14 protein-coding genes are annotated in these 16,745 nt (G+C 70.5%); 4 read left to right on the forward strand and 10 right to left on the reverse strand.

What is annotated here, in order from left to right; all coding sequences use genetic code 11:
* The first annotated feature begins 353 nt into the window (after nt 1-353).
* Nucleotides 354-1,475, forward strand: a complete 1,122-nt coding sequence (locus tag AC6F7H_RS10715; RefSeq protein ID WP_500756758.1) for a hypothetical protein — start codon at nt 354-356, stop codon at nt 1,473-1,475.
* Nucleotides 1,476-1,499: 24 nt separating this feature from the next.
* Here the strand turns inward: AC6F7H_RS10715 and AC6F7H_RS10720 are convergent, their stop codons facing one another.
* Nucleotides 1,500-3,098: an IS1634 family transposase gene (locus tag AC6F7H_RS10720; protein ID WP_500754409.1), complete on the reverse strand. Its 1,599-nt coding sequence runs from the start codon at nt 3,096-3,098 to the stop codon at nt 1,500-1,502.
* 412 nt (nt 3,099-3,510) lie between these two features.
* On the opposite strand from AC6F7H_RS10720, the gene AC6F7H_RS10725 reads away from it, so the two are divergent.
* From AC6F7H_RS10725 to AC6F7H_RS10735, 3 genes are all read left to right on the forward strand, one after another.
* The gene (locus AC6F7H_RS10725; RefSeq protein WP_500756759.1) at nt 3,511-4,686 is read left to right on the forward strand and encodes a glutathione-independent formaldehyde dehydrogenase; all 1,176 of its coding nucleotides are present in this window, start codon (nt 3,511-3,513) and stop codon (nt 4,684-4,686) included.
* A gap of 447 nt (nt 4,687-5,133) precedes the next feature.
* Nucleotides 5,134-6,072, forward strand: a complete 939-nt coding sequence (locus tag AC6F7H_RS10730; protein ID WP_500756760.1) for an SRPBCC family protein — start codon at nt 5,134-5,136, stop codon at nt 6,070-6,072.
* Entirely contained in the window at nt 6,069-7,244 is a 1,176-nt protein-coding gene (locus tag AC6F7H_RS10735) for a zinc-dependent alcohol dehydrogenase (protein ID WP_500756761.1), read from the forward strand. The genes AC6F7H_RS10730 and AC6F7H_RS10735 overlap by 4 nt, the downstream gene beginning before the upstream one ends.
* Nucleotides 7,245-7,339: 95 nt before the next feature.
* Here the strand turns inward: AC6F7H_RS10735 and AC6F7H_RS10740 are convergent, their stop codons facing one another.
* The 9 genes from AC6F7H_RS10740 to dnaK form a co-directional block, all read right to left on the reverse strand.
* A complete protein-coding gene (locus AC6F7H_RS10740) occupies nt 7,340-9,094 on the reverse strand; it encodes an FAD-dependent oxidoreductase (protein ID WP_500756762.1) in 1,755 nt (584 codons plus the stop codon).
* Nucleotides 9,094-9,357: a UBP-type zinc finger domain-containing protein gene (locus tag AC6F7H_RS10745; protein WP_109377547.1), complete on the reverse strand. Its 264-nt coding sequence runs from the start codon at nt 9,355-9,357 to the stop codon at nt 9,094-9,096. Before AC6F7H_RS10745 ends, AC6F7H_RS10740 begins: the two co-directional genes overlap by 1 nt.
* Nucleotides 9,358-9,552: 195 nt before the next feature.
* Entirely contained in the window at nt 9,553-9,762 is a 210-nt protein-coding gene (locus AC6F7H_RS10750; RefSeq protein ID WP_500762196.1) for a hypothetical protein, read from the reverse strand.
* Between the two features lie 5 nt (nt 9,763-9,767).
* Nucleotides 9,768-10,226 carry a thioredoxin gene (trxA, locus tag AC6F7H_RS10755; RefSeq protein WP_500756763.1) on the reverse strand — a complete coding sequence of 153 codons (459 nt, stop codon included), beginning with the start codon at nt 10,224-10,226 and terminating at the stop codon, nt 9,768-9,770.
* Nucleotides 10,223-12,862 carry an ATP-dependent chaperone ClpB gene (gene clpB, locus AC6F7H_RS10760; protein ID WP_500756764.1) on the reverse strand — a complete coding sequence of 880 codons (2,640 nt, stop codon included), beginning with the start codon at nt 12,860-12,862 and terminating at the stop codon, nt 10,223-10,225. The genes trxA and clpB overlap by 4 nt, the downstream gene beginning before the upstream one ends.
* Nucleotides 12,853-13,260: a chaperone modulator CbpM gene (locus AC6F7H_RS10765; protein WP_500756765.1), complete on the reverse strand. Its 408-nt coding sequence runs from the start codon at nt 13,258-13,260 to the stop codon at nt 12,853-12,855. The genes clpB and AC6F7H_RS10765 overlap by 10 nt, the downstream gene beginning before the upstream one ends.
* Nucleotides 13,257-14,210: a DnaJ C-terminal domain-containing protein gene (locus tag AC6F7H_RS10770; protein ID WP_500756766.1), complete on the reverse strand. Its 954-nt coding sequence runs from the start codon at nt 14,208-14,210 to the stop codon at nt 13,257-13,259. The genes AC6F7H_RS10765 and AC6F7H_RS10770 overlap by 4 nt, the downstream gene beginning before the upstream one ends.
* 6 nt (nt 14,211-14,216) lie before the next feature.
* Nucleotides 14,217-14,828 (reverse strand): nucleotide exchange factor GrpE, encoded by a 612-nt coding sequence (locus AC6F7H_RS10775; protein WP_500756767.1) that lies wholly within the window; start codon nt 14,826-14,828, stop codon nt 14,217-14,219.
* An 8-nt stretch (nt 14,829-14,836) separates the two neighbouring features.
* The gene (gene dnaK / locus AC6F7H_RS10780; protein ID WP_500756768.1) at nt 14,837-16,741 is read right to left on the reverse strand and encodes a molecular chaperone DnaK; all 1,905 of its coding nucleotides are present in this window, start codon (nt 16,739-16,741) and stop codon (nt 14,837-14,839) included.
* Nucleotides 16,742-16,745 lie beyond the last annotated feature (4 nt).

A 16,745-nucleotide genomic window follows, 5' to 3' on the forward strand; every position in this document is an offset into this window, starting at 1 on the left:
CTGGGCGGCTGGGCCGTTTCGTTTGGATCAGCCGGTCGTTGGTTCGGGTGTGCCGTTGTCTGACGTGCAGTGGGCACGGACCGATCCGTCCTTCCGGGTTGGACACCGAACGGGCGGCCGGTGGCGCAGCGTGTGGTGCGGGCCGGGGTGGCGCCTGAGCGGGTGTTCGCGGTGGCGGACGCGATCGCGGCCCGGTGGTGGGAGCAGGCCCTGTGCTGGGAGGACGAGGAGATCCGGACGTACCGCCCGCACCTGCCGGCGGAGGCCAGCGTGTCACGCGGCGCCGACGCCACCCCGGGGGCATCCTGTAGGCACTTGCGATCGCGGGGGCAGCCGACGAGAAGGGTCCGGTCATGCGGGTGTCGTCGCAGGGCGTTACGGTCGTGGCTCTCCTGGCGGATCCGGACGCGCCGACGGAGATCGCGCAGCGCATGGCCCGGACACTTCCTGATCGGCTCGCCGACAAGTCGGGCCAGGGGCGACGGTTCGAGGTCGAGGTGGTCAGTGAGCCCTTCACCTCGGGGACGGAGGACCCGCCCACCTTGATGCGCCGGATGATGGACCGCGGAGGTGCGGAGAACTGGGACATCGTCGTGGCCCTCACCGACCTTCCGCTGCACTCACACGGGCGCAAGCTCGCTGTGGATCTGAGTCACGAACACGGCCTGGCGCTGCTCTCCCTCCCTTCGCTGGGGGGCCTGCGTCTGCAGACGAGGGCCCGGCGGGCGGTGGAAGAAGCCGTGCTCAGCTTGGCGGGTCCGCGAGCCACTGGGGCTGAAGGACCTCCGCAGAGTCAGCCGCTTCTGGGGCCCTTTGCCGGTCGTCTTGTGCCTATCCATCCGGGCCCGGTCGGTGAACAGGAGACCGCCGATCTGCGGTACGTCGTCAGCGGGCCACGCGGTTACCTGCGAGTGCTCGTCGGTATGGTCCGCGCCAACCGGCCGTGGCGGTTGGTGCCGGGTCTGTCGAAAGCCCTGGCGGCCGCACTCGCCACGGGGGCCATCGCCACCCTGGACTCCACCACCTGGAGCCTCGCTGAGGCCCTGAGCGCGCCACGCCTCGTGATCGCCATGGTCGGGTCGGTCGGGCTCATGATCGGCTGGCTGATCGTGGACGCGCAGCTGTGGGACCGCTCGACAGAGGTTTCACGGGAGGCGAGGCTGAGGGCGCGGCTCTACAACGCCTCGACGGTCGTGACCGTGGGTATCGGGGTGCTCGTCTGCTACGTGGGGTTGATGGTCATCAACTTGGTGTGGGCGCTGTTCATCCTCAACGACCAAGTGTTCGCTTCCATGACACGGACCCCGCTGCACGCCACGGAGTACTTGACGCTGTCCTGGTTCGTCGCTTCGGTCGCCACGGTGGGCGGCGCGCTCGGATCAAGCCTGGAGAGCGACGAAGCGATCCGGGCAGCCGCCTACTCCAAGCGCGAACAGGAACGTCGCCGCGTACTGCAGGACGACCACGGTGACTAGTCCCGTACTTCGCGGGTCGTCGTTTCAGGTCTGTGGCCAGCGGGTTTGCGTGATGTCTGTTTCGAGGAGATCGAGGAGGTGGAGTTGGACACCGCGGGTGATCTGGACGGTGGGCGGATCGGTGGTGTTGCCGATCCGCAGGGTGAGTTCGCCGAGATGGTAGAAGATCATGCGGCCGGTGGGGCGGACCCGGCGCTGGTCCGGGTAGAGGCCGACCATGGTCTGCTCGGATCCCAGAGCGCGTCTGACCTGCCGTTCGATCAGGCTGAAGACGAGCAGGGCCAGGCAGATGACCTGGATGAGAGCGGCGACACGCCGGTTGTGCTGCACGAAGACCGGCGCGACCGCCAGGGGGCCTTTGAAGTCGTGGTACCGGCGTTCGACCGCGCCCTGGCCTTTGTAGTGGACAAGGATCTGGCCCGGGCCGGCCTGCTCGGCCGGGATGCTCGTCAGCAGCGCCCACCAGCCGTCCACCGCAGCCTCGGCCGCCAAAACGTCCTGGTCGAAGTGCCACCGAAGGGCGGGAGGCTCGCCTTCGCCTCCGGTGATCGTCCAGCGCAGGCAGGAGGTGACGTGCCGCTTGGCTGCGATGACCCCGATCCGGGCCATGATCTTCTGCTGGGTGCCGTAGTGCCGGCCGCCCGCCGCGCCGGCGAGCTTGTCCATCTCCTCGCCGGCCCGGGCCAGTCGCTTCTCGCGGGCCCGGCGCTGGCCCGCCGCGACGGCGGTGGAGTGCACCAGGATCCGGCGCACCCGGTGCACCGGATCCCGCTTGCGGCGCCCGGCCATGGTGTGGACGTCCTCCAGCACCCGGTAGCTCTCCCGCGCGGCGGCCGGTTTGTCCACGTCCCGCTCGGGCAGCCAGTCCACCGCCTGTGCCCGTGCAACGTCCAGGGCCGCGTAGACCTCGTCCTTGACCTGGGCAGCCGGGACCGGCGCGATGAAATCCACCCCGGCCGCGAGCAGGGCGGCGACATTCGTATAGGACACCAGCTTGGAATCGGCGACCAGCAAGAACTCCCGTGCACCAGCCATGCCTTGCAGGTCCTTCATCGCGCCGACGACCTGGCTGACCTCGGCCGCACCCCCGTCGAAGACACGGGCGTGGACAGGAATGCCGCCGTCGGCGGACACCGCGAGTCCGGCCTGGACCTGCTTCAGGTCCACCCGCCGGTCCTTGGGGCGCCCGTAGCTGATGACCGGGTACTGCTCGTCCTGGTCCTCGGCAGGGAAGGCACCATGGACAGACATGCTGGTCATGTCCCAGTGCAGCCTCGACACGTCGATCCCGAACTCGGCGATCGCCCGGGCGCCGACCGTCCCCGCGATTCTGTCCAGCTCCGGCGCGATCGCATCCAGGGCCCGGGCCAGACGGTCGTCGTTGAGCAGGGCCGGCTCGATGCCGAACACCTCCTCCACCGCCCAGGTACGGGCCCAGTCACCGACCCGCACCAGCGGCGCGGGCGAGGTCAGCCGGTTGACCACCAGCGCCTCGATCACCTGCCCATGGGTCAGATGCGCGCTCGCGCCTCCCGGACACACCTCGTCGACGATCCCGGCGACATCCAGCCGGCGCAGAAACTCGGCAGCGACAGGCAGAGCGCCCAGACGCTTCTCCACCACGGACGTCACCACCACATCAAGGCGCTGACGCTGAGACCGAGGCCGCGGAGACCGGGAAGTCATCGACACACCCCACCCAACGCCACACGACCGGCCCAGGACACCCCCGGACCGGTCACGTCATGCGAATCAACGACCCGCGAAGTACGGGACTAGTTCGTTTTCATCAGCTGATCGATCGGTGCGTAGTCGTTTCGCGTCGGGGGCCGACGGGGACCCGGACGCTACGCCGCCAGAGCTCCGCCTGGCGGGCCGGCGGCGGCACCACCGTTCCACCTGATCCGGGTGAACGGCCCGCAGAGGCGTGCCGGAGCCGCGGACCCCGTCGTACCAACTTCCGGGAGCTGGGCTCTTTGCGCCGCCTCCATCGCCGCCGTGTCGCGGTCATGCCGGGGCACCGAAGGAAGCAATCATGAAAGCAGCGGTATATGAAGGACCGCGAACGGTCACGGTGAAGGACGTACCGGACGCGAAGATCGAACACCCCTGCGACATCATCGTCAAGATCACCACTACCAACATCTGCGGTTCGGACCTGCACATGTACGAGGGCCGCACCTCGTTCGAGTCCGGCCGCACCCTGGGACACGAGAACATGGGCCAGGTCGTGGAGGTCGGCTCGGCCGTCCGCAAGGTCCAGGTCGGCCAGTACGTGGTCCTGCCCTTCAACATCGCCTGCGGCTTCTGCAAGCAGTGCGAGCGGGGTCTGACCAACTACTGCCTGACCATGCAGCCGGAACCGGCCCTCGCCGGAGCCGCCTACGGATTCGCCGACATGGGCCCCTACCAGGGCGGCCAGGCGGAGCTGCTGCGCGTGCCCTACGGCGACTTCAACGCGCTGCGTCTGGGCGAGGACGCCGCCGAGCGGCAGACCGACTACGTGATGCTCGCCGACATCTTCCCCACCGGCTATCACGCCACCGAGATGGCCCACGTCAAGCCGGGCGACCAGACCATCGTCTTCGGGGCCGGTCCCGTCGGGCTGATGGCGACCTACTCGGCCCTCCTCAAGGGCGCCGGCCGCGTCTGGACGGCCGACCACCAGCCCGACCGGCTGCGCAAGGCGGAGGAGATCGGGGCCATCCCGATCAACACCGCCGAGCAAAACCCGGCGGAGGTCGTCAAGGAGGCCACCCTCGGTCTGGGCGCCGACAACGGCTGTGAATGCGTCGGCTACCAGGCACACGACCCCCAGGGACACGAGGACGCCAGCCTCACGCTCAACGGCCTGATCGACTCGGTCAGGTTCACCGGCGACATCGGCGTGGTGGGCGTGTTCCTGCCCCAGGACCCCGGCGGCGCGGAGGCCCAGGGCGAGCTGGAGGCACAGGGCAAGGTCCCGATCGACTTCGGCATGATGTGGTTCAAGGGCCAGCGCATGGGCACCGGGCAGGCGCCGGTGAAGAAGTACAACCGGGCGCTGCGGGACCTGATCGCCGGCGAGAAGGCGAAGCCGAGCTTCGTCGTCTCCCACGAGCTCAGCCTGGACGAGGCCCCCACCGCCTACGAGCACTTCGACGCCCGTGACGAGGGCTGGACCAAGGTGGTCCTGCATCCCGACGGACACGGGAACGGCCACAAGCGGTGAGGGACCCGAGGGCCGCCGTCCGCCTTGCTCCCCCGGACCGGTCCGGCCGGCGGGCGGCGGTCGGCCCTGGCTTCGGCCGGGGTTGGACGGGCAGTTGTCGCCTGGGCCCCGGTCGGACCTGAACCAGCGGCGATCGGCCGCGTCCGGCCCGGTAGGACGGATGGCGGACCCCGCCCGCCCAGCTTGACGGGCGCGTACTCGACAGGCCGGGTCTGAACCCGCTCCTGAAGTCAAAGCCATGGATTCGCCGGTGATAACGCCCGTCAAGCCCCTGGCGCGCGTCACGTCCACGCCGCGACCGGACGGCTGCGCCGGTTCGGGTGACGGGAGTTGAGGATTGAATGCGGGCCAAGCGGAAACTCCGGCGTTGTCCGCTATGCGCGCTTCGCCTTCTCGCTCGAGTGGCCCGACGCCTTCCGTTCACCTCACCGCACGTGGGGAGCACTCATGAAGACAGACATCCGCTCCACCTCCCGCCTCCGGCACGATCCGCTCGTACGTGGCCTCGGCTGGGCCAGCGCGCTCCTGGGCGTGCCCCAGGTCGTCGCCCCGGCGGGCTTCGCCCGGGCACTGGGTGTGGGCGACACCTCCCGGCACCGCTCGGCCACGACCGCCGTCGGAGTGCGCGAGCTGGCGGCGGCGACCGGGCTGCTGGGGCGGCCCCATCCGGCCTGGCTCTGGGGCCGCGTCGGCGGCGACCTCATGGACCTGGCGGCGCTGGCCCGGGCCCTGAGGAACCACAGCGGCCGCGGCCTCGGCCGCACCGTCGCCGCGACCGCCGCGGTCACCGCCATCACGGCCACGGACGTCTACGCGGCCGTGACCCGCACCCGTAGGAGCACCCCTATGGAACTGACCGCGGCCACCACCGTCACCCAATCCCCGGACGAGGCCTACGGCCTCTGGAGTGACCTGGAGCGACTGCCGGACTTCATGGCGCACCTGGACGAGGTGCGCGTCACTGGCCCGCGCACCAGTCACTGGCGGGCCGGCGCGCCGTTCGGCAAGGCGGTCGAATGGGACGCCGAGACCACTCAGGACGTCCCCGGCCAGCTGATCGCCTGGCGGTCGGTGGACGGTGCCGACATCGGCAACTCCGGCGAGGTCCGCTTCGTGCCCGCTCCCGGCGGCCGGGGCACGGAGATCCGGGTGACCCTGCGCTACGACCTGCCCGGGGGAGCGTTGGGCGAGGCCGCGGCGCGCTACTTCGGCGAGGAACCGCACCAGCAGCTGGACGACGACCTGCGCCGCTTCAAGCAGATCGCGGAGACCGGCGAGGTCGTCCGCTCCGAGGGCGCACCCGGCGGCAAGCGGGCCCGCGGGGAGTTCCCGCAGCACCCGGCCCGACCGCTGACCGAGGACGAACTGAAGGAGGCCCTGGCATGAAGGCGAACTGCTGGACGGGACGCAACTCGGTCGAGGTGCAGGACGTCCCCGAACCGTCGATCCTGAACAGCCGCGATGCCATCGTGAAGATCACCTCGACGGCGATCTGCGGCTCCGACCTCCACCTGCTCGACGGCTACGTCCCCACCATGGAAAAGGGCGACATCATGGGCCATGAGTTCATGGGAGAGGTCGTCGAGGTCGGCCCCGGCATCAGCGACGACAAACTGCGCGTCGGCGACCGGGTCGTCGTGCCCTTCCCGATCGCCTGCGGCGCCTGCGGGGCGTGCCGCACGGAGCTGTACTCGTGCTGCGAGAACAGCAACCCCAACGCCGGCATGTCGGAGAAGTTCTTCGGTCACCCCACCGCCGGCATCTACGGCTACTCCCACCTCACCGGTGGCTTCGCCGGCGGCCAGGCCGAGTACGCCCGGGTGGTGCTCGCCGACGCCAACGCCCTCAAAATCGAGTCGGACCTCAGCGACGAGCAGGTGCTGTTCCTGTCCGACATCCTGCCGACCGGGTACATGGGCGCCGACATGTGCGACATCCAGGAAGGTGACGTCGTCGCCGTCTGGGGCGCCGGGCCGGTCGGCCAGTTCGCCATGGACAGCGCCCGGGTCCTGGGCGCGGAGAAGGTCATCGCGATCGACAAGGAGACCTACCGGCTCGACATGGCCGCCGCCCAGGGGTACACGACCATCGACTTCGAGGACACCGACGTACGGTCGGCACTGCTCGAACTCACCGGCGGCCGGGGCCCCGACAAGTGCATCGACGCGGTCGGGCTGGAGGCCACACACGGTGCCTCCCACGTCCACCTCTACGACCGGGCCAAGCAGGCGGTCCGCTCCGAGACCGACCGGCCACACGCGCTGCGCCAGGCCATCCTGTCCTGCCGGAGCGGCGGCGTGGTGTCGGTCATCGGCGTCTACGGCGGGCTGATCGACAAGTTCCCGGCGGGTGCCTGGATGAACAGGTCCCTGACCCTGCGCACCGGGCAGTGCCATGTGCAGAAGTACATGAAACCGCTGCTGGGTCTGATCGAGCAGGGCAAGATCGACCCCACCCGGGTCATCACCCACCGGCTGCCCCTGAGCGAGGCACCGACCGGCTACGACCTGTTCAAGAACAAGAAGGACCGCTGCGAGAAGGTCGTCCTCACGCCGTGAGGGCCGCGCGGAACCGTCAGCGGTGCGCTGGGCGCCGGCTGGGAGGACGACCGTGTGGTGGGTCGGGCCGCCTCCGGGGTCCGTCAGGGGGAGGGTCAGCGCCAGGACACGGACTGGCCCGCCACCGGCCGACGCCCCTCGGGGCCAGCGGTGCGAACCAGGTTGCCCGTCTGCTCCCGGTGCTCGTGCACGAGGCGGATAGCCATGGCACCCTCACCGGCCGCCGAGGCCACCCGTTTGACCGAGCCGCTCCTGACGTCGCCGGCGGCGAAGACCCCGGGAAGGGTGGTCTCCAGCAGCAAAGGACCACGGCCGAGCGAGGCCCACCGGGTCGCGTCGGCCGCCGCCTGGGCGTCGGCGCCGGTGAGGACGAAGCCCTTCTCGTCCAGGGCCAGCACGCCCCTGAGCCATTCCGTGCGCGGCCGGGCCCCGATGAACACGAACAGCGCCGCGGCCCGCAGCTCCCGGCGCTCACTGCTTGCGTTGTCCTCCACGATCAGCGACTCCAGCTTCTCCTCCCCAAAGACGCCCCGGACTTCGGTGTGGAGCAGTACCTCGATCTTCGGGTGCCGTTCCACCTGGTCCACCAGGTAGCGCGACATGTCCGCGTTGAGGTCACCGCCCCGGACGAGGAGGTGGACCCTGGACGCGTGGTTCGCGAGGAACAGCGCCGCCTGCCCGGCGGAGTTCCCGCCGCCGACCACGGCGACCGGGTCCGCCTGGCAGAGACTGGCCTCGTGGACCGTCGCCGCGTAGTAGACGCTGATACCCTCCAGGCGGTCGATGCCGGGCACCTCGAGCCTGCGGTACCACACGCCCGAGGCGAGCACCACGGCGCCCGCCCGGGCCCGGGACCCGTCTGTGAAGGTGACTACGTACTCGTCGTCCTGCGGGGTGAGCCCGCTGACCTGGGCCGGCACCATGAGGCGGGCGCCGAACTTGTGGGCCTGGAGCACCGCGCGTTCGATGAGCTCGCCCCCGGAGATGCCCGACGGGAAGCCAAGGTAGTTCTCGATTCGAGACGAGGTACCGGCCTGGCCTCCGGTGGCCACGGCGTCGACGGTGACCGTGGTGAGGCCGTCGGAGGCACCGTACACGGCGGCGGCGAGTCCCGCGGGGCCCGCACCGACCACCATGACGTCGCACCGCCCGGCCTCCGGCGAGGGGGCGGGCAGCCCGATGAGCCGGGCGAGTTCGGCGTTGCTCGGATTGCGCAGCACCCGCTCGCCCTTCCAAAGGACTACCGGAGTCTCCTCGGGACGGATGGCGAACCGACGCAGCAGCGCCTCCGCCTCCTTGTCCTTCTCCAGATCCACCCAGCGGTGGGGCAGCCGGTTGCGGGCGGCGAACTCACGCAGCCGCAGCGTGTCCGGTGAATAACACGACCCCAGGATCCGGAAGCCGGCGCCGAGGCCTATGAGCAGATACCTGCGGCCCAGGTAAGCGCGGAGGATCAGGTCGCCGAGGACGGGGTCGCGGCCGACCAGGGCGCGTTGCCGCTCCACCGGTACGGCCAGGATCTCGCCCGCCCCGCGCACCACGGCGGTGTCGAACGCCGCTTGGCCCTCCAGCAGCCCGAGTTCACCCAGGAACCTGCCGGGTCCGTGCACCGCCACCGTGCGCTCGTCGGGCCCGCCGTGGTCGTGGAGGATCTCGACGGTCCCGCTGAGGATCGCGAGGAACTCCCGGAACGGCTCGCCCTCCCGGTACAGCACCTCGCCCTCGGCGGTCCTGCGGCGCTCACCGTGCGCGGTCAGGTGCTGGAGCTGCTCCGGTGTCAGGCGCGGGAACGCCCCGTACCGGTCCGGTGTCTCGCGGACCGCACCATGCTTGTGCTCGGCCGCGCTCATCAGACCAGGACCTCGTGGACGTAGCACCAGCGCCAGTCCTCTCCCGGCTGGAAGGACTGCACGACGGGGTGACCGGCGCTGCCCGCGTGCCGCCTGGCGTGCTTGAGGGGCGAGGAGTCGCAGCAGCCGACGTGCCCGCAGGTGAGGCAGAGCCGCAGGTGCACCCACGGGGAATGCTCCATGAGGCACTCCTCGCAGCCCTCCGGGGTACGCGGCGTCACTGGGCGCACCATCGCCAGGTGCGGGTCGGGAATCGTGGCCATGAGGGTTCTCCTTCCGTGGATGGGACTACTCAGCCGCGGCCCGCGATGATCTCCTCCACTGCGGTGGCTCCGGACGGGCAAGGTCATCGCCCATCACCTCCGTCTTTTCGTGGGTTCGCGGCAGTACCGCCTTCTTCGCCCGGCGCGGCGGACTGGCCGGGCGAAGGTGCCTGTTTCCGTGGAGGCGGTCATGGTTCACGCCTCGATCGCCGAGCCGGCGGCGGTATGGCCGAGGTGTTCGTGGACGTGATGGACGGCCATCGCTCCCTCGCCGACCGCGGAGGCGACCCGCTTCGCGGAGCCGCGGCGGACGTCGCCCGCCGCGAAGGCCCCGGGCAGTCCGGTCCCGAGGGACGTGCAGTTCCGTACTGCGGTTTCGTGGAGCTCCCGCGGTGGCCGGTCCATCGTGTTCACCCTCCTGCAGTGGTTTGCCGGCTCGCCATCGCCTGCTCGACCCACGAGCGCAGGACGTGCGCGGGTGCCGCCCCGGCCTGCCGGGCGACCGTCTCGCCCTGGTCCAGGACGAGCAGGGTCGGCACCGCCTGCACCTCGAACCGCCGGCTGAGCCGCGGGTTCTTGTCGACGTCGACCTTGACGAGCTTGATCCGTCCGGCGAGGTCGCGGGCGACCTGTTCGAGGGCGGGGCTGACCATGCGGCAGGGGCCGCACCAGGTGGCCCAGAGGTCGACGACGACGGGCTGGGTGGCGTTGTCGGCTACCTCGGCGAAGTCGTCGTCGCCCGCGTCGACGATCCAGGGCAGGGGCTGCTTGCAGTGGCCGCATTGGGGGCGGCCCTCGGCGGCCACGGGAATCCGGTTGCCGCGCCCGCACTTCGGGCAGGTCACCGTCGTCGTCCGGGTGGTGTTCACGCCGCCCTCGCTTCCCGGGCCCCCTCCTGCTGGTCGTAGGTGACCACCAGCTCTCCGTGCTCGGCGTCGACGCGGACCGTCGCGCCGTCCTGGACGTCGCCGCGCAGCAGGGCGCGTCCGACCAGTGTCTCGACCTCGTGGGAGATGTAGCGCCGCAGCGGCCGGGCCCCGTACACCGGGTCGTAGCCCTGGTGGGCGATCAACTCGCGTGCTGCATCGGTGAGTTCGACGGTGATGCGGCGTTCGGCGACCCGCTGCCGCAGCTCGTCGAACTGCAGCTCCACGATCCGCTCGATCTGGCGCTCACCGAGCGGTTTGAACAGCACGATGTCGTCGACGCGGTTGAGGAACTCCGGGCGGAAGTGCCCGCGCAGCTCGCCCATCACCAGGGCGCGGGCGTCCGGCTTGATCTCACCCTCGGCGGTGGCGCCGTCGAGGAGGTGCTCGGAGCCGATGTTGGACGTCATGATGATCACGGTGTTGCGGAAGTCGACGGTGTGGCCCTGAGCATCGGTGATGCGGCCGTCGTCGAGGATCTGCAGCAGGGTGTTGAAGACATCGGTGTGCGCCTTCTCGATCTCGTCGAACAGCACAACCGAGTACGGCTTGCGGCGTACGGCCTCGGTGAGCTGGCCGCCTTCCTCGTAGCCGACGTATCCGGGCGGTGCGCCCATGAGCCGGCTGACGGTGTGCCGCTCCTGGTACTCACTCATGTCGAGGCGGACCATGTTCTCCTCGGAGTCGAACAGGGCCCGGGCGAGGGTCTTGGCCAGCTCGGTCTTCCCGACGCCGGTGGGGCCGAGGAAGATGAACGAGCCGATGGGGCGGCGAGGGTCGCGGATGCCGGAGCGGGCGCGGATGATGGCGTCGGCGACGAGCTTGACGGCCTCGTCCTGGCCGATGACGCGCTCGCGCAGGATCTCGTCGAGGCGCAGCAGTTTCTCGCGTTCGCCCTCCTGGAGGCGGGCGACCGGGATGCCGGTCCAGGCGGCGACGATCTCGGCGATCTCCTCCTCGGTGACGACCTCGCGCAGCAGCCGGTTCTGCCCTTGTTTGGCGGCCAGTTGGTCCTCCTCTGCGGCGAGTCGGCGCTCCAGGTCCTGGAGGCGGCCGTAGCGGAGTTCGGCGGCGCGGTTGAGGTCGTAGGCGCGTTCGGCCTCCTCCGCCTCGTGGCGGACCTGCTCCAGTTCCTGGCGCAGTTCCTGCACGCGGCGGATCGCCTGCCGTTCGGCCTCCCACTGGGCGTGTTTGGCGTCGGCCTCGCCGCGCAGGTCGGCCAGTTCCCTGCGCAGTTCCTCCAGGCGGGCTTTGCTGGCGGGATCGGTCTCCTTGGACAGGGCCGCCTCCTCGATCTCCAGGCGGGTGACGCGGCGGGTGATCTCGTCGAGTTCGGCGGGCATGGAGTCGATCTCGGTACGCAGCCGGGCGCACGCCTCGTCGACGAGGTCGATGGCCTTGTCGGGCAGGAACCGGTCGGTGATGTAACGGTGGCTGAGGGTGGCCGCGGAGACCAGCGCGGTGTCCTGGATCTTCACGCCGTGGAAGACCTCCAGGCGTTCGCGCAGTCCGCGCAGGATGGAGATGGTGTCCTCCACGCTCGGCTCGTCGACCAGCACCTGCTGGAAGCGGCGTTCGAGGGCGGCGTCCTTCTCGATGTGCTTGCGGTACTCGTCGAGGGTGGTGGCGCCGATCATGTGCAGTTCGCCGCGGGCGAGCATCGGCTTGAGCATGTTGCCCGCGTCCATGGCCCCTTCGGCGGCGCCCGCGCCGACGACGGTGTGCAGTTCGTCGACGAAGAGCAGGATGCGCCCCTGGGCGGCCTTGACCTCGCTGAGCACGGCCTTGAGGCGTTCCTCGAACTCACCGCGGTACTTGGCGCCGGCGACCAGGGAGCCCATGTCGAGGGCGAACACAGTCTTGTCGCGCAGTCCTTCGGGCACGTCGCCGCGGACGATGCGCTGGGCGAGACCCTCGACGATGGCGGTCTTGCCGACGCCGGGGTCGCCGATGAGGACCGGGTTGTTCTTGGACTTGCGGCTGAGGATCTGGGTGACGCGGCGGATCTCGGCGTCCCGGCCGATGACCGGGTCGAGCCTGCCGTCCCTGGCCTCGGCGACGAGATCGCGGCCGTACTTCTCCAGAGCCTCGTAGGCCACTTCGGGGTTGGCCGAGGTGACGCGCTGGTTGCCTCGGACCTGGGTGAGCGCGCTCAGGAACGAGTCCCGGGTGATGCCGGCCTCCTTGAGCAGCCGCCCGGCGGCGGTTGAAGAGCCTTCCTCAGCCAGGGCGAGCAGGAGGTGCTCCACGGACACGTACTCGTCCTTGAGGCGTTTGGCCTCCCTTTCGGCCGCGTCGAGCAGGCGGGCGAGGCGCTGGGTGACGAAGACCTGGCCGGGTGCCGCGCCGGGGCCGGTGACCTTCGGGCGGCGGGAGAGTTCCTCGCGCACGGCCGCGCGCAGTTCCTTCGGCTCGGTGCCGGCCTCTTGCAGCAACCGCGGGATCAGACCGTCCTCCTGATCGAGAAGTGCGAGCAGCAGGTGTTCCCCGTCGACCTCGGTCTGTCCCATGCGGACGGCCGCGGTCTGGGCCTCCTGGAGGGCTTCCTGGGACTTCTGGGTGAGACGGTTCATGTCCATGGGGGTGTTTCACTCCTCGTGCCGCGGTCGCGCAGTGCGGCTTCGAGCAGGCTGATGCGGTCGAGCAGGTCGAGCACCAGGCCGATGGATGCGTAGTTGAGGCAGAGTCCGGAGCGCAGCCGCTGGATGCGGGCGAGGACCGCCGGCGCCGTGGGGTCGAACACCAGGTGCCCCGCTGCATCGCGCTCGGCGTCGACCAGGCCGAGGGCGACGAACCGGCGGATCAGATCGGGGTGGAGGCCCGAGCGACGGGCCACGGCGTCCAACGAGAGCCTGGGGACAGGCACGAGCGCGTACCGGACAGTCGCCGAGGCGGTGACGTGGGCGCCCGTCCGTACCGGACGGGCGCCCACGCCGTCCCGGCCGATGCCTGCCGCTCCCGCGGGTCGGTCGTTCATCGCGTCCTCCTGGGGTCGAACGAGGAGGTGGCGGCGAGCTCCTCGAACAGTTCGCGCTCCCGGTCGCCGAGGGCGGGCGGCACCATGACGCGGAGTTCGGCGTACAGGTCGCCGTTCGCGCCGCGCGGGTTCGGCATGCCCTCGCCGCGCAGCCGCAGCCGCCGGCCGCTGGACGAGCCCGCGGGCACCGTGACCTTGGCCGTGCCGCCGCCGGGGGTGGGCACCGGCACGGTCGCACCCAGGGCCGCCTCCCAGGGGGCGACCGGGACCTGGACGTACACGTCGCGGCCGTCCAGCCGGAACCGGGGGTGGGGCTGGATACGCACCCGCAGGTACAGGTCGCCCGCGGGGGCGTCACCATTGCCCCGGCCGCCCTCCCCCGCCAGCCGGATGCGCTGCCCGTCGGTGACGCCCGGCGGCACGACGACCTCGTACCGCCGCGGCTGCCCCGTGGGACCGGCGAGCGTGACGGTGCGACGGCCGCCTCGGTACGCCTCCTCGACGGTGAGCGGCAGTTCGGCCTCCTGGTCCGCTCCGGGGACGCCGCCTTGGGCGGCGCCGGCTCCGAACATGGAGCCGAGCAGGTCCTCGATGTCGATGCCCTCCGCTGCGAAGTCGTCGCCGAAGCCGGTGGTGTACCGGACGCGGGGGCCGCCCGCGCCCGCGGTCCTCCGAGCGCGGAAGCCGCCGCCCGCTCCGGCCGCGACCCGTTCGTCGAAGTCCTCGGGGATCTTGCGGAAGTCCTCGCCGAAGCGGTCGTAACGGGCCCGGGTCTTCGGGTCCGACAAGACGCTGTATGCCTCGTTGAGGTCCTTGAAGCGTTCCTCCGCCCCCGGGTCCTTGTTGACGTCGGGGTGGTACTTGCGGGCGAGCTTGCGATATGCCTGCTGGATCTCGTCCTGGCTCGCGGTCCGCGACACGCCCAGCACCTCGTAGAAGTCCCGTGCCATGACCGGTCACTCCCGCTTCGCGACCGTCACGGCGGCGGGCCTGAGCTGCCGTTCGCCGTCCCCGTAGCCCGGGCGCAGCGCCTCGACGACGGTTCCCGGTGGGGCGTCGGGGTCCTGGACGACGCCGACCACCTCGTGCCGGGCCGGGTCGAAGGCGACGCCGGTCTCCGCGTGCCGCGGGTAGCCGAGCAGTTCGAGGACGTTCACCGCCTGGTCGTGGACCGCCCGGATGCCCTCCACGATCGCGCCGGGGTCGGCTCCGGCATGGGTCAGGGCGAGCTCGAGGTTGTCCAGGACGGGCAGGAAGGCGGCGGCCGTGCGGGAACGCTCGACCGTCCGCTCCCGCTCCAGTTCCCTGGCGTGGCGCTTGCGGAGGTTGTCGAGGTCGGCGAGCGCGCGCCGCCAGCGGTCCTCCAGTTCCTGGATCGCGGTCGTGTACTCGTCCTCGGCAGGCGCGGGGCCGGCGGCGTCGGGTCCCGGTTCGTCGTGCGCCGCTTCCGGCCGGGGCGGCGGGCCCGGTTGCGGCAAATCCCCGCGAGGAGGGCGTACGGCGCCTTCCGGGACCGGTTCGACCGGATCCGACGCGGCCCGGTCGGGTTCCTGGGGGTGGCTGGGCATGGCGCACCTCAGTCCTTGTCGAACTCGGCGTCGATGACGTCGTCGTCACCGCCACCGCCACTCGGGCCACCGGTCGCGCCGCCCCCGGTGGCGTCCTGGCCGGAACCGCCCGTGGCGGCGGCCTGATGGGCCGCCAGCCCGGCGAGCACCTGCTGGAGTTCGGAGGCCAGGGGCCGCACGCGCTCCACACCCGCCTCTTCCTTGACCGCCGCCCGGGCGTCGGACACGAGCATCTCGGCGCGTGCCTTCTCGTGCGTGGGCGCTGCGTCACCCAGTTCGGCGAGGCGCTTCTCGACCTGGTACGCGACGGCGTCGAGCTCGTTGCGGGCGTCGACGGCCTCGCGGAGTGCCTGGTCCTGGCCCCGGTTGCGCTCGGCCTCCTGGACCATGCGTTCGACCTCACTGCGGTCCAGGTTGGAGCTCTCGCTGATGGTGATGCCCTGCTCCTTGCCGGTGTCCCGGTCGCGGGCCCTGACGTTGAGGATGCCGTTGGCGTCGATGTCGAAGGTGACCTCGATCTGTGGTTCGCCCCGCGGCGCCGGCCGGATGTCGGTGAGCTGGAACCGGCCGAGCACCCGGTTGTCGGCGGCCCGCTCGCGCTCGCCCTGGAGGACCACCACATCGACGGCCGGCTGGTTGTCCTCGGCGGTGGAGAAGGTCTCGGTACGGCGCACCGGGATGGTGGTGTTCCGCTCGATGATCTTCGTCATCACTCCGCCGCGCGTCTCTATGCCCAGCGACAAGGGTGTGACGTCGAGCAGCAGGACGTCCTTGACCTCGCCCTTGAGCACCCCGGCCTGGATCGCGGCGCCCAGGGCCACGACCTCATCGGGGTTGACGCTCATGTTGGGTTCCTTGCCGCCGGTCAGCCGGCGGACCAGGGCCTGGACCGCCGGGATACGTGTGGAGCCGCCTACGAGGATGACCTCGTCGATGTCGCTCTCGCCGGCCTTGGCGTCGGCCAGTGCCTGCTGGAGCGGTCCCAGGCAACGCTCCACCAGGTCGCCGGTGATCTGCTCAAACGTGGACCGCATGATCGAGTTGGTGAGGTGCTTGGGGCCCGAGGCGTCGGCGGTGATGAACGGCAGGCTGACCTGCGTCTGCGTCACCGAACTGAGCTCGGTCTTGGCCTTCTCCGACGCCTCGAACAGTCGTTGCAGCGCCTGCGGGTCCTTGCGCAGGTCGATGCCGTTCTCCTTCTGAAAGTCGTCCGCGAGGTAATCCACCAGACGCCGGTCGAAGTCGTCGCCGCCCAGGTGGCTGTCGCCGGCGGTGGAGCGCACCTCCACCACGCCGTCGCCGACGTCGAGGATGCTCACGTCGAAGGTGCCGCCGCCCAGGTCGAAGACGAGGACGGTCTCGTGCTGCTTCTTGTCCATGCCGTACGCGAGGGCGGCCGCCGTCGGCTCGTTGATGATCCGCAGCACCTCCAGTCCCGCGATCCGTCCGGCGTCCTTGGTGGCGGTGCGCTGAGCGTCGTTGAAGTAGGCGGGTACCGTGATGACCGCCTCCGTGACCCGTTCCCCCAGCTGCTTGGAGGCGTCGTCGGCGAGTTTGCGCAGCACCTGGGCGCTGATCTCCTCAGGCGCGTACAGCTTGTCGCGCACCTTGAAGCGGGCCGCCCCGCCGTCGCCCTCGACGACGTCGTACGCCACCGCCCTGGCCTCGTCGGGGATCTCGTCGAAGTGCCGGCCGATGAACCGCTTGGCCGAGTAGATGGTGCCCTTCGGGTTGAGGATCGCCTGGCGCCGGGCCAGCTGGCCCACCAGACGCTCGCCGGTGTCGGTGAAGGCCACCACGGACGGTGTCGTGCGGTTGCCCTCGCTGTTGGGCACGACGGACGGCTCGCCGCCCTCCCACACGGCGATCACCGAGTTGGTGGTGCCCAGGTCGATGCCCACTGCCTTCGCCATGAGG

Source organism: Streptomyces sp. MMS24-W38, from assembly GCF_059889265.1.

Bases quoted from the DNA above. Each gene is read 5' to 3' on its own strand.
- AC6F7H_RS10715 (WP_500756758.1), top strand. From the start codon at position 354: ATGCGGGTGTCGTCGCAGGGCGTTACGGTCGTGGCTCTCCTGGCGGAT.
- AC6F7H_RS10725 (WP_500756759.1), top strand. From the start codon at position 3,511: ATGAAAGCAGCGGTATATGAAGGACCGCGAACGGTCACGGTGAAGGAC.
- AC6F7H_RS10730 (WP_500756760.1), top strand. From the start codon at position 5,134: ATGAAGACAGACATCCGCTCCACCTCCCGCCTCCGGCACGATCCGCTC.
- AC6F7H_RS10735 (WP_500756761.1), top strand. From the start codon at position 6,069: ATGAAGGCGAACTGCTGGACGGGACGCAACTCGGTCGAGGTGCAGGAC.
- AC6F7H_RS10740 (WP_500756762.1), bottom strand. From the start codon at position 9,094: ATGAGCGCGGCCGAGCACAAGCATGGTGCGGTCCGCGAGACACCGGAC.
- AC6F7H_RS10745 (WP_109377547.1), bottom strand. From the start codon at position 9,357: ATGGCCACGATTCCCGACCCGCACCTGGCGATGGTGCGCCCAGTGACG.
- AC6F7H_RS10750 (WP_500762196.1), bottom strand. From the start codon at position 9,762: ATGGACCGGCCACCGCGGGAGCTCCACGAAACCGCAGTACGGAACTGC.
- clpB (WP_500756764.1), bottom strand. From the start codon at position 12,862: ATGGACATGAACCGTCTCACCCAGAAGTCCCAGGAAGCCCTCCAGGAG.
- AC6F7H_RS10765 (WP_500756765.1), bottom strand. From the start codon at position 13,260: ATGAACGACCGACCCGCGGGAGCGGCAGGCATCGGCCGGGACGGCGTG.
- AC6F7H_RS10770 (WP_500756766.1), bottom strand. From the start codon at position 14,210: ATGGCACGGGACTTCTACGAGGTGCTGGGCGTGTCGCGGACCGCGAGC.
- AC6F7H_RS10775 (WP_500756767.1), bottom strand. From the start codon at position 14,828: ATGCCCAGCCACCCCCAGGAACCCGACCGGGCCGCGTCGGATCCGGTC.
- dnaK (WP_500756768.1), bottom strand. From the start codon at position 16,741: ATGGCGAAGGCAGTGGGCATCGACCTGGGCACCACCAACTCGGTGATC.